This is a genomic window from Flavobacterium psychroterrae (assembly GCF_018380615.1).
GTDB lineage: Bacteria > Bacteroidota > Bacteroidia > Flavobacteriales > Flavobacteriaceae > Flavobacterium > Flavobacterium psychroterrae.
The window spans coordinates 146,277-160,193 of record NZ_JAGYVZ010000009.1; the positions used below are offsets into that span (position 1 = coordinate 146,277).

Here is a 13,917-nt window from a genome sequence, read left to right on the forward strand (position 1 = left end):
ACAATTAAAAAAATATGCCTCCAGCAGCACGACTTACAGACTTTCACGAATGCCCGATGGTAACACCTGCAGTACCGCCAATTCCTCATGTGGGCGGGCCAATTATTGGTGTAGGAGAACCAACTGTTTTAATTGGGGGATTACCTGCGGCACGAGTTGGTGATATGCTGGTTTGTGTGGGACCGTCGGATGCTATTATAAAAGGATCGGCAACAGTTATGATAGGCGGATTACCAGCCGCAAGAATGGGAGATACAACCGCTCATGGAGGATCTATTGTCCTGGGAGCATTAAACGTAATAATAGGTGGATAATACAGCACATAAAGACAACGCTTTTTTAGGTTCGGGATGGGCATTTCCTGTGTCTTTCTCTGCAGATAATCATCAGCTTAATTTATCGGCTAATGAAGCCAATATCAACGAATCTATTAATATAATCCTGAATACCAGAAAGTGCGAACGAACACTCGAAGCTAATTTTGGTTCAGGATTACAGCAATTTATGTTCAGGAAAATTGACAGCACTTTAAAAGGCGAAATTACCGAAACCATCAAGTTTGCCTTATTACGGTATGAACCGCGAATACTGGTGCAGGATATAAAAGTCGCCGCAACAGATATCACAAATGGTGTAATCGAAATACTGATCATATACCTCTATGCACAAACCAATACAAGACACAATTATGTGTTCCCGTTTTATTTAAAAGAAGGTACAAACCTAGCCCGAAAATAATGATTTTAACTGATCAAAATAGCGCCATAAATTCACTCAACGAATCACTCGTTCCGGATCCGTATTTAATTGACGGAAGAACGGAACAAGACTGGTTGCACTTTTTGACGGAATTTAGCAAACTGATCAATTTCTATAACGATAAAAATAAAATAGAAGGAAACTGGAATCCGTTTTTACTAAAAGATCCTGTTTTTTTAATGGCATCCATTTCAAAAACCAATTATAAAAACCTGCATTCATCTTATAAAAACAGCTGTTCTGAGATTAAGAGATTAATTCAAAATGAGACTAATTCCCAATCCAATGCATTGAATAAATTATTCGATCATATTACTTCAGTCTATAAAATTATCGAGCGCTGGACCCATTATTTGCTAAGCAATAATGAAAGCTACGACCTGAAAACTTACATTATTAATGAAGTAAAAAACAGATTAAGCATTGATTTTTGGGCAATACAGTCGTTTAGAAACTATTTGTATAAACTATCCTTTAACGGAATTTTCATTGTTCCTTCGCCACAACAGGATTTCGATTCATTTGATAAAAATATCTGGAATATCAACAAAGACAAAAGTCCGTTTTGGGAAGTTTTTGGGTTTGAAACCGAACAGAATATTTTGCAGGCAAAGGATAAAATGACCACTTTTTGTTTGGATATTCTAACCAAAATCGGAGATAAATTATTTCATTTTCTGGAAACAATCATTCATCATTCCGGTAAGGAATTCAAAAAGTTAAGTCTTAAAAAAGGACATTTTCCGGACACAACATTATTGCGTTCTTTTGTAAATATTTTGCAATTGCAGCAAAACCAATTGAACAAAATTTCTGAAAAACATCTTGATTTTTATTATAAAGATATTCTAAAACAAACCAAATTACCAGCAATTCCGGACAATGCTTATTTGTGCGCAACACTTGCAAAAAATGATTCGGTATTTACATTGCCGTCAGGAACTTTATTTAGTGCAGGAATTGATGCGCAAAAAAATCCCGTGTTATTTGCTTCCCAAAAAAATGTCAACTTAAATCCAGCCGTAATTAAAAGTGTTCAAACACTTACGTACCAAAATCAGCCCAATACTAATTCGTTCAATTTGCAAACTATTAGCAAACCAACCAGTATTCAGTTAGATCAGGACAATAAAGCCATAAGCTGGGAAACCTTTGGAACCACTACTCCATCTGTAAATGCATTGCCTGTTGGGATTTCTTTTGCTTCGCCAATGTTGTTATTGCGCGAAGGACAACGCACAATCACTTTAACGCTTGAATTTGATTCGGCAGTTGATTTGCAATTGTTACAAAACGCAACTTACTTTTTAAGCACACAAAAAAACTGGCTGAAATTAGTAGTACTTCCAACTGATTTTCAACTAAATGCATCATTGCCAAATACGGTTATAATTACGCTAAATATTGATCCTGTACAACCTTCAATCGAACCTTTTTTAATTAATCCTGACGGAATATCGAGCGATTGGCCCATGATGAAAATCTTGTTTCAAACGATTTCAAACCCCAATACACCGCCTAAAATAGTGAATCTGACTATTGAAGTAAAAATTAAGGGAATCAAAACTTTTCAATTGTATAATGATTTTGGCGAATTAAATACAAAGAATCCCTTTCCTCCTTTTGGACCAATTCCTGTGGCAAATGCCAATTTTATAATAGGCAATAATGAAATATTCAGTAAACCGCTCGACAGCCTTTTGATAGAAATTGACTGGGATAAAAGACCTGCCGATTTTGAAAATTATTACAGCGCATACAATCACTATTTGTTTGTTTTGAATAATCCAACCAAACAAAATAGTTTTGTATCAGAAGTGGAAGATAAAATCAAAAATATTTTTCATAAAAAAGTCGTTTTACCCAATCCTGATGTGCCTTTTTCGAACAAAGCTTTTACGGCTAATTTCAATATAATGCAGGGCAAATCATGGCAAGGACTTACAATGACCAAAATTGAAAATACAGCCAATGATTCGGTTTTTGTACCAACTTCTGAGGTTTCAAGTCCAGTATATTTATTTGGTCAGGAAAAACCGGATCCTAAACAGCCAATCCTCTCAACATCAAGTAGTTTATACATTTATTACAAAACAAATACATCACAAATAGCAACAATTCCGTTTCTGGCAGATCCAAATATTCAAAAAGAACCTTTAAAATTCACCGATACAAGTTCCTCAGGATTTTTAAAAATGACTTTATCGGGTTGTGAATATGGTTTTGGCTCAGAATTATATCCTAATGTTGTCGCCAATATTGCACTTCAAAACGGAAATAAACTGGCAATGGCAAAAGATAAAGAAGTGACCGATTTTGTGGCATCGGCTAATTTGCCATTTGCTCCAAAAATCAAAACTTTTACCGGAACATACTCCGCAAGTGTAACCTATAAACTTGACGGAACAAATCCGGATTATCCGTTTCAGTATTTCCTTTATTCGCCATTTTCTACTTATAGTTTATTTGACAGCATTACAATTGATTCAACAGCAACAGTCATAAATACCACAATTACAGGAGTTTCAGCAACATCAATTACAACCGGATTTCCGCTTTATCCGTCATTTAATTATACCGGAGCATTATTTATAGAACTGACGAATTTAATCTGCAACAGCTCGATAAATTTATATTTTGAATTAGCCCGAAACACCACCGCCATCACCACCGAAGACAGCGTTCAATACTACTATTTAACTAAAAACGGCTGGAACGAAATAAAGCCATTATCAGATGAAACAGATCAGTTTAGATGTTCAGGAATTATAGCATTACCAATTCCTGCAGATTGCGGGAACAACGCCATGTTTATGCCCGGAACCAACAATTGGATTGCTGTAACCGTTACCGGAAAACCCGAATCGTACTCTAAAACTACCTTTTTACAAGCGAATGGTTTTAGTGTTGAACGAACAGGAACTGCCTTTTTATCCAATACAGAAAAGCCAGAAATAGCGGCTACTACAATCACAAAACCGGAAACAAAAATTTCGCAAATAGCAACAATAATTCAGCCTTTTGCATCCTTTGGAGGAAAAGCCGCAGAAAATAAAACCGACAGAAACCGAAGAGTCAGCAATAGCATCAAAACCAAAAACAGGGCCAGTTCTCCCGCCGATTATTTTACTTTGATCGCTGAAAATTTTAATGATGTTTATTACTCAAAAGTGGTAACTAAAAACAGCGATAACAGCTGCAATGTTTATTTGGTCAAAAAAGCCAAAGAAAACGACGCTAATGCCTTTATCCCTTTAGTTGACAATTCATTAGAAATTAAAGTGGAACAGTTTTTAAAACAAAATTCCTCGCCTTTTATCAACTTAAATGTCAACAATTTTAATCTGGAATATGTTTGTATCGCTACTAAAATCAGCATTAAAAGTGGTTATCAGGAAACACTTATTCAAAAGAATGTCAATCTTGCTCTCAAATTATATTTATCGCCCTGGATAACGGATTGTCCATCTCAAATAGAAATTGACAAACCGCTGACTAATGCCAAAGTAAGCTCTTTTATTCAAAATATTGAAGGCGTTGCAACGGTTGAAAATGTTTATTTTTCAAGTTATTACATCAATAGTACAACAGGTTTACAAACGAGTTTAAAACAAAACAAGGAAACCTTAAAACCGCACGGACCCATAACATTATTGGTTTCATCGCCTAATCACGATATTACTTTTTTATCATAAATGGATACAATTAACCACATATCAAAAACCAAACTCCCTTTGCATCAGGATTTTAATTTCCTGAAAAGTGAAGCGATTGATTTTATCCAAAATCATATTGGAAAAGAGTGGACCAATTTTAATCCAAGTGATCCGGGAATGACAATTTTAGATCAGTTTTGTTATGCCTTGACGGAATTAGGGTATTGTACTGATTTTACAATTCCCGATATTTTAACAGATTTTACCGGTAAAATCGCCATTGACGACCAGTTTTATCTGCCGTACAAAATATTGACAACTTCTCCTTATACCATTAATGATTATAGAAAATATCTTATTGATGGAAACGAGAATATCTTTAATGTTACAATACTTTGCTATAACAATAATATTTTCCCAATAAACAGGATTTATCAGGTTTATCTTTATATCAATCCGGATATTGTTGATGTAATTGAATCCAAAAACATATGTAAATCAGCATTTTATTATTTGAATAAAAGCCGAAATTTAGGTGAAGTTTTTAATCTTCCAATTGCTTTACAAACTCAAAATTGCTCGATTGGCGGGAAAATAGAAATCACAAAAAAAGTGGATCTTTATGCCGTTTTACTGGATTTACAAAGTAAAATACGTGAATTTATATTCGCAAAACCGGAACAATTAAGTTATGAAACCTTAATCGCAAAAGGATATAATTCTGCAGCAATATATGATGGTCCGTATTTAAAAAATGGCTGGATTTTAAACGAATCTCTGGCTGATAAAATCGATCAGATAAAAGCAATTGATTTAATTCCGGTGATTGAATCCGTGACGGGAATTGTAACCGTTTCAGGTTTACAGCTTTATCAGAATGAAAAAATCACTTCTGTATTGCAAGCTACAGTAAATCAAATACTATCGATTGATATTCTGGGTTCCTATAAAAGTAAAAATCTAACGATCACCTGCAATGGAAAAGAAGTTGCGTTTGATGCGTTTGGACCCTTAATTATAACGCCCGATAAATTTGAGGAAACTACGGCAAACTTAAACAATAAGGTGCATTTGAAATTGCCAAAAAGCAGTTTTAGGGATATTAATACCTACTATTCCATTCAAAATACTTTTCCGCAGCAATATAATATTGGTGCAGATAAAGTTGCTGATGATTCGGCGCCAATTCAGGTTGCCCAATCCCGACAATTAAAAGGATATTTAACCTTATTTGATCAAATACTGGCGAATCAGTTTTCGCAATTAGCAAATGTTTCTAAGTTATTTTCGTTTACGAATTCGGTTTGCGGAGCGCCATCTGACGAAGAAAATTTCTATGCGGTAAAAGATAAAGAACAGCAAAAAAATCTGGAATATCCTGTGCCTTACAAGATGTTTTCGCCAAGTTATTTTTATCAGTCTCTATATACCGTGCCGCATATTCGCCCAATTTTAAAGGACAGTAAAACTTTTGATTATAGTTTTGGCAACGAAACCGAAGCCGAACAACAAGAAAAAAGCTGGTTTGAATATCAGCAGGATCCGTACAATCCGTACATTTTTGGGATGATGAAACTCATTGAAGAGGAAGATGTTAACTTAGACCGACGCAATAAATTACTGGATCATTTGCTTGCGAGACACGGCGAATCGCCTAAAGTTATTGATGCCATTATCAATGATACGATTTACACGGGTGACAAACGAAAAGATCAGTTGATTTTGAAAAGTCTGTATTTGCAAAATCTTGGTTTACTGACTTATAACCGACAAAAAGGCTATAATTTCCTGAGCGCATCAAAAATTGCTGATAATACAAGCGGCAATATTGATGTAAGTCTTCCGGTAATCAAGTCGAAACATTTGGGATATATCAGCGAAAACACAACCGATTTCATATTCAGATCAGAACAAATTAATAAAAAAGAAAAATTAAGCAGACCGGATTTTAATAATTTCTCCGGACTTGAATTGAAACTTAATTTATTATTCGGTTTAAAAAATATATACTCCAATTTCATCACGTCTCAATTTGATATTCAGCAAAACAATATTGAAAATCAATTGAATACCTACAAAACCATTCAAAAAACGTTTTGGTTTAAGGAAAAACGAAATGGCAGTATTCTTATTGAAACCATTCTTTTATTGAATCAGTTAAAGTATAATATCGAAATAATCAAACAAAATCAGGTCAATATTACATCATATAGCCTTGAAAATATTGATTTTCAAACCATCAGCAATCTTAATTATGTTGTAAATACAACGGCAGAAGCCACGTTAGATACTAATCTTGGGCAAGGTTATTTAGTGTTTTCTGATGTGCAATTTCCTGTGGTTACAAATACCTCAGAAGCTATAAATTTGACAGATTATACAAAATCTGAACTTTCAAATTATTATTTCCGCATCACGATTGCTTCTGGAAATGGAAGTATTACGATAGACAATTCAGTATTTAAGAAAAATATAATTCTGGTATTTCCTGATTTTATTCCTGTATTACAAACGCCGGAATTTAAAAAACGACTAAAATACTTTCTTAAAAATAGTCTGCCGGTAAATGTGAGTTACGAATGTCTGTTTTTAAGTCTTCAGGAATTAGAAACTTTTATTCCCAATTACGTAAAATGGCACGAAAGTCTGCGCTTTAAATCGGATTTAATTCCTGTAAAAACAGAACAAGATCAAGCAGCAATCAACAATTCGGCACCATCTGCAACGACAAATCCTGCTGAAACTGCAATCAATTTAATCAATAGTTTAACCTCAATTTTAGCAACAAAAAATGGAAGAAATAAATAGCCATATTGTATCGAGCCTAAAGTGGGAAACTACTTTTGATCAAAAAACCGAGGGTTACAGGCTTCAGGAACGATTGAGTACGTGGAGCAAAATTTCTCTGCCCAGAGAAGTCGCTGCGATATTTAATGAATTATGTCCGCCGGAACAAAGCTGGAGAATTCAATCCCTGGAACTGGATTTGGGTTCTTGCGATTATAACGATCTGGAATTTGACCTGAGCAGAAAAATACGCAGTTTATTGAAGGAAAAAATAGCAGAATTAATTCTGTATCAAAACAGTCAGAAACAAAACGGAATAGCGGTTTACAATAAGGAAAAATCAATTCTGGACAACCTTATGATTTTTTTACTTGAAGGTTATTTACCGTGGAATTATCAAAACAAACAAGGTTCTGTGAATCAGATTATGGCAGAATTACTTCAGAATAATCTAGCCGAAATCATTGCCATTATAAAAGCAACCGGAATGACAAATGAGGAAGTAAGAAAAAGGATTTCATGGCAATTTGACGAGAAAAACATCACGAAAATAATTGGCGCGCTTGAACCTAATAACAGCGGTTCCATCATTGAATTTAATTTGATTATGACCACAATTCAGGTTAAGGAAACGATTGTACAAACGAGTACGGCAAGTTTCAGGAAGAATCTTTGGTTTTTTATCCTTAATTTTTTACTGCTGGAACGCGGAACGCTTTTTAATAAAATCGCTTTCATGAAAAGCAGTATTTTACAAATGGCAAACCATTATAATATTGCTTACGCGGATCTTATTTTACTGATCGAAAATACGATTGTAAAACTGTCTGATAAAACCACTCATAACAACAATTTTATCGATTCGCTGAAAATCCTGACGCAGGAATATGAAACGCAAAAAAGCAATACTTATACGCCGGAAATAAAGCCAAATTACTGGACCATTTTTGAGCAATTATTAAAAGATAAAAAAGAAAGAAAGTCTAAAACAGCAAAAAACAATTTGAACGAATTGATTGTTGCGCTCAATAATGAGAATAAAACCAAATTTAATGCGATTATAAATCAGCTTTTCAGCAATGAAAGTTTCCTTGTTGCGCTGATTCCGGATTTAAATGAAACATCGATTAAAATCTTGTTTTCCAGACTGGATACAACGCCATCTTTACTGAATATGGAAACCGTAGTTTATTTGAATAAGTTGAGCAAAACGCTAAAACTCAAAACAAATAGTAAAGATTTATGGGAAATAGGAATTCTATTCCTGATCAAAAATAAAAATGCAGACAACAATGCATTCTTATTGTTTTGTACAGCAGAATTGAGCAGAAGAAACCATCTCCATCAGGAACAATTACTGGCCTTATTTACAAATGCTAAAATTCCGGCAGCGGTAAAAAACAATAATTCGGTTTTGATTTATACGGCATTAAATTCTATTTATTGTCATGAAATAAGTCGGAATAATTCAAATTATCCGGCAATTCATTTTAAAAATTTAGTATCAAAACTGGAAATGGAATTGCTGAAAAATGCAACAAAAAGTATCTTTTTTAAAGATTTGCAAAGATCGTTAATCAAGACAATTGCATTGCATCCTAAAATGGCTTTTGAAGTGATGCTTTCGTATGGGAATAAAGAGGTTTTAAAGAAAATACTTCCGCTGGTTCTCAATCGTGAAATGCTGCAATTACTGGTAAAAACAGCTAATTATAAAAAAACAAAATTAGTTCAGACGATACAGATTGTATATGAAATCCTGGACGAAAAAGACCAATATGATTTTCCCGAAGAATTAATGACGGATCATTTGTTATTGCTGGGAATGCAGGAAATACTGTTTCATCCGGAACATAATTCATCTTTATTCCTGGAAACCATTATTGTACAATTATCAAAAAAAATAACGCATACAAGACGCGATAAATATTTTGAGTTTATCACAAAATTGATTCAGTCAAAAAAGATAAAATCTTTTGGTGTTGCGATCAAGAAAACCTTTCTGAATCAGTTAAAAAACAATAATTCGGTCGATACATTGGCGCTTGCATTATTAATTCAGAATACTTCGCAAAACGCTCAAGTCGAATTATCACAATTATTAGTGAACAATTTTGATGATTCGGGATTTGCTTCGCTTCGAAAAAAAGATAATAAAGAAATTGAAAACATCTTGCGTTATTTTTTGACAAACGGAACTTCCATTAAAAATAACTGGATTAAAAAATCAGCGGTTTTTATCGTAAATCAATCAAAACCGGTTTCAAAAACTGAAATTAACGAGGCATTCAATGAATTGTTCTGGAAAACTATTTTAAAATATTCCGCTTATAAAGGAAATGAAATGATGTTCGAAAAGCTGTTGCAAAAGGAACTTAAATTGTATTTGAAAAGTATTAATGCTGATGAAAAACAAGAAACTATAGATGTATTAAATGGTTTTGATAACACCCGTTTTATAACTGAATCAAATGCTATTGCTGAAAATTCCATAGTTCTAAATCAAAAAATATCAGATAGATCTTTAGAAAAAAAAGATACCGAAAATATACTGTTTACAGGAAAATTATATGATAAGGAAAAACAGGAATTGTTTACCAGTATTATTTTAGAGAGAAAAATTCCTTTTGGATTTAATCCATCACAAACGGTTGAAATAAAAGACATTCTGAATGAAATTATTAAAAAAGATCCAAAAAACTTCTTTAAAATAATTAAAAAAGAATTTATTCCGGAAGCTCAAATGGATTGGCTTTGCCGAAATATTAGTTTTCATAATTTGTCTATCGGCATTAGCCAATTAGATAAAAACAGGGAATCGTATTTGCGGATTATGGAGAAATTCAATCACGTTTTGGGATTAATGGCGATTAAAGGAATGGCACCTAAGGAATTGCAAAGTATTTTATTGCGAAAAGTATTAAAAGCTGCTGCAAATGATAATTGGCGGCTTATTGCTATCGATAAAATCTGGAACGAATTAATCTGGGATGTTGTTACCAAAAAAGGAATTGCTAAAAAGAGCTTTTTAATGGATGTTGAAAAATACATTTATCAGTTTCCACTGTCTTTGCAACTGAGTTTCAGGGAAATTTTACAATCAGAAAAACAAACCGTTTCAACTACTAAAAAAACAGCAATACTTCAAAAAATGAATCCAATTAAAACCCATCAGAATCCAAAAACACCTTTAAAACAAGGTATTCCAGTTCGAAATGCAGGAATCGTTGTTTTAAATAATTATATCCCTATTTTATTTGAGCGGCTTAAAGTGCTAGAAAACAACAAGTTTATAAGCAATGAATTTCAAATTAATGCAGTTCAATTTTTACAATATGTAATTACGGGAATGAATCAGACTGAGGAAACGTTTTTGCCTTTGAACAAAATATTATGCGGCTTGCCATTAACGGATGCGGTTCCGGATTCTATCGAAATTTCGCAAGATAATCAACAATTAATCAACGGTTTAATTGAGGCGGCAATTTCGCATTGGCCGGAAATTGGAGATTGCTCGATTGATGGTTTCAGGGGAAACTGGCTTGTCAGGGACGGAATTCTGGTTGAACTGGAAGACAAATGGGAACTTACGGTTGAAAAACGAGCTTATGATGTTTTGATTAACAAATCTCCGTTTGCTTTTTCACTTATAAAATACCATTGGATGGAAAAACCTTTGCATGTAATATGGCCTTATTAAAATATTGAAACTCGTTTTGTGTTGATTTTAATTTTTTAACACATAGTTCCGATAGTTATCGGAACTATGTGTTAGAATAAAATTACAAAAACGGGAAACATCAAATACTATTTAAATTAATCAACTAAAAAAAACTATTATGAACAGCTACAATGAAAATCTACATTCTAGTGTATTGTCTTCATTAGAAAGTCAGGAAATGACTAAAAAACAATTGAGTACACAGTTGGATTCATCCATGTTTACACTTTATTATGCCGAAGGTGCAGAAATTGTTGCACAGGAAAAACTGGACAGTACAACAAAAATGTATCAGGACAAACAGCACATAAATAATGTTGTTGTTGTGAATAAAAACATGTCTGACAACCTTTTACTAAGTGCAAATCAGCAAAAAACCTATATAACACAATCTGTCAGCAATATGGCGGTTTGTGCATCAAACATTCAAATTGCTTCGAATTCAATTGTGCGTTTGGCAAGTGATATAGGCAGTATTTACAGCATTATTAATGCCGCTGATTACGGAACTCAAATTTATCAGCAAAGTCTGGAGGCTTATAATTTAATCAACAAAACGGCGTATCACGCTGAGGAAACTTCGCAGCATGCGATGGAAGCATCTGCATCAATTGCAGAAGTTTCATCGGCTACAATTGCAGATGAAGCTAAATTAACCAATACATCTGTCAACAATTTATTGCAGGTTACAACGGCAGATTTAAATGCGGTTACTGCAATTTTAACGGCAGATAATGCTACTAAATCGCAGGCAAGTATGGCCACCAGAAGTGCTGAAGGTGCCATAAAATGCAGTAAAGTGGAATATGAAGCTTCAAAAAAAGCGTATAAAATTAACAACGACAAATTCAATCAGAATTTAGAAGTTAAAGTTCCTAAACCATTTGATTCATCAGAAAAAGGCAGTTTTACAGTTTCGTTTGATTATTATAAAAGTCCGTTTTCGGTCAAAGATAAAGGTGCCGAAACGCCAAATCTGGGATTAGAAAAACCAGTTCAAAACTATAATATCATACTGGTTAAGGACAGTAAAAAATCATTTTTTAATGTTTCTACAGCCGAAGATTTATTGAATAATCCGTCGCAATTTAAACGAATTCCCGTGCTACAGGATTCAAATACTTCAGATAAAGTTTCTGTTTCCTTAGGTTCAAACGAGTTATTAGATTCAGATAATGAACCGTTGTCTCTGGGTGAAAGTTATGTTGCTTTTTTATTGATCGTTTTTACTGAAAATTATAAAAAAGAGATCAATACGTTTGATGAATATCTCTCTGCTCCTTCTGAAAAATTTACGTTAACCCATACTTTAAATCAGGCAGAAAAAATCAAACCGCCTAAAGTCTCTGATGCTTCAACAGATAAAAACAAGCTTCATGATCACAAAAACGTACCTGTTACCACGATCAATTTCACGGTAAAAAAAGAAGATAAATTAAAAATTTCTGAGATAAATTACAGATGTCTGCTTTTGCCCTATCCGGATGATTTCCTGACGAATGCTGAGTTAAATAGTCTGGAATATAAAATAGAAACCTCTGAGGTTGATGAAGAAATAATAACGGTTGAAGAAGAAGTTAAATTTTTAAAAGACGAAATTGAAAATCTAAACAGCGGAATTACCCAGTTGAATACTGAAGCTTCAAAAACTCCTAAAACTGATGCTAAAAACACAACAGAAGCTGATCTGGCCAAACAAAAAAACAACAATTTTAAAGATGCTTTGAATGAAGCGAAAGCAAAATTGGCGACTGCTACAGAATTGTTGAAAAAACTAAATGGCGAGAAGGCAGACATCGAAAAAAGCAGCCCGAAACCGGTTAAAAATGATAAGGCATTTTTCTTCAATTTAAATTTAGCCGAAAATGTTCCTGCCGGAAATTATACTCTTGCCCAAGCTGATAAAGCAGCATCAGGAGCTGAAAACGGGACATTTGAGGCTCTAATTGATTCTACAACAACAGATAATTTTGGGAATCCTTTAATTGAAGACAAAAAATACATTCCTGTAATTTTATCTTTCTACAATGGCGCTGAAATTAGTAAGAGTAAATATACCAACAGCCTTTCGGACTGGGAAAATACAACGCCATTTTCCTATTCTGTAACTGATAAAGAAACTACACCAACTAATTAATACTAAAATATATGGAAACTCAACTATTACATTCCGCTCCAAAATTGAAAAGATACGGAATAACCGAAAAGAAAAAATCTGAATTAGATGTATTAAAAAATCAGGTAATTGATGCTCAGGCAGATGTACAGCAACAGCAGGTAATTGTAACATCGCTTACCGAAAAAGCATCAAAATACCAAGGTTATTTATTAACTGCCGATGGTAATCGTACACACGCTTTGAGCAACAAAAACCTGATCGATCAGGTGGTTCAAAACGCTTATGATTTAGCCTATAATTCAAAAAATGCTTTTAGCAAAATGACTATTTCAAATGATGCTGCGATTGAGGTGGCTTCAAGAGTGAGTGACTTGATTAATAAACTGATTTATTCGGTAGAAATAATCAATAAATTATCCAATCTTGTTATCCGAAAAAAAGCATTGAATCCGCTGATTTCTGATGATTTAATTACACGATTAAATACGGCTGGAACAGATGCAAATAATGCTGTCGCGCTTACTTTAATTGCTTTAAAATCTACATTAGCGGCAGAAGCTTCGATTTTAGAATCTGAAGCAGCTATTACTCTCGAAAACAGACAGGCAAATAAACTTTACCTGAATTTAACCGATGAAAAATCAATTGATACGCCATTATCAAATTATCCGGCTACAAATACTTCAATTAGAGGTTTGCTGTATAATGCGTACAAAGAGACACAATTAGCTTATGAAAAAGCCAATTTTGCAAACGATGAAACTACGAGACAATTGAATATTGCAACTACGAATTTAAATAAGGCCCAAATCAAACTTAATTCGTTACAATCCGGTCTAGCAGCGGCAAATGCAGCAGCATTGGCTTAGTAAAAA

At 33.7% G+C, this 13,917-nt stretch carries 7 protein-coding genes; all 7 read left to right on the forward strand.

The features are described 5' to 3' along the window. The first annotated feature begins 14 nt into the window (after positions 1–14). On the forward strand, positions 15–314 hold the full coding sequence (locus KHA90_RS11355) for a PAAR domain-containing protein (protein ID WP_213299429.1): 300 nt from the start codon (positions 15–17) through the stop codon (positions 312–314). After that, complete coding sequence (locus KHA90_RS11360) at positions 307–738, forward strand: GPW/gp25 family protein (protein WP_213299432.1); 432 nt, start codon at positions 307–309, stop codon at positions 736–738. The genes KHA90_RS11355 and KHA90_RS11360 overlap by 8 nt, the downstream gene beginning before the upstream one ends. After that, positions 738–4,454: a hypothetical protein gene (locus KHA90_RS11365; protein WP_213299435.1), complete on the forward strand. Its 3,717-nt coding sequence runs from the start codon at positions 738–740 to the stop codon at positions 4,452–4,454. Before KHA90_RS11360 ends, KHA90_RS11365 begins: the two co-directional genes overlap by 1 nt. Further along, the gene (locus KHA90_RS11370; protein WP_213299438.1) at positions 4,455–7,223 is read left to right on the forward strand and encodes a hypothetical protein; all 2,769 of its coding nucleotides are present in this window, start codon (positions 4,455–4,457) and stop codon (positions 7,221–7,223) included. Beyond that, positions 7,207–10,902, forward strand: coding sequence for a contractile injection system tape measure protein (locus tag KHA90_RS11375; protein ID WP_213299441.1), 3,696 nt, complete (start codon positions 7,207–7,209; stop codon positions 10,900–10,902). Before KHA90_RS11370 ends, KHA90_RS11375 begins: the two co-directional genes overlap by 17 nt. A gap of 139 nt (positions 10,903–11,041) precedes the next feature. Further along, on the forward strand, positions 11,042–13,060 hold the full coding sequence (locus KHA90_RS11380; protein ID WP_213299444.1) for a hypothetical protein: 2,019 nt from the start codon (positions 11,042–11,044) through the stop codon (positions 13,058–13,060). 11 nt (positions 13,061–13,071) lie between these two features. Beyond that, on the forward strand, positions 13,072–13,911 hold the full coding sequence (locus KHA90_RS11385; protein ID WP_213299447.1) for a hypothetical protein: 840 nt from the start codon (positions 13,072–13,074) through the stop codon (positions 13,909–13,911). Positions 13,912–13,917 lie beyond the last annotated feature (6 nt).

What these genes read in the sequence shown, in the direction of transcription:
- KHA90_RS11355 (WP_213299429.1), top strand. Translation starts at nt 15, where the DNA reads ATGCCTCCAGCAGCACGACTTACAGACTTTCACGAATGCCCGATGGTA.
- KHA90_RS11365 (WP_213299435.1), top strand. Translation starts at nt 738, where the DNA reads ATGATTTTAACTGATCAAAATAGCGCCATAAATTCACTCAACGAATCA.
- KHA90_RS11370 (WP_213299438.1), top strand. Translation starts at nt 4,455, where the DNA reads ATGGATACAATTAACCACATATCAAAAACCAAACTCCCTTTGCATCAG.
- KHA90_RS11375 (WP_213299441.1), top strand. Translation starts at nt 7,207, where the DNA reads ATGGAAGAAATAAATAGCCATATTGTATCGAGCCTAAAGTGGGAAACT.
- KHA90_RS11380 (WP_213299444.1), top strand. Translation starts at nt 11,042, where the DNA reads ATGAACAGCTACAATGAAAATCTACATTCTAGTGTATTGTCTTCATTA.
- KHA90_RS11385 (WP_213299447.1), top strand. Translation starts at nt 13,072, where the DNA reads ATGGAAACTCAACTATTACATTCCGCTCCAAAATTGAAAAGATACGGA.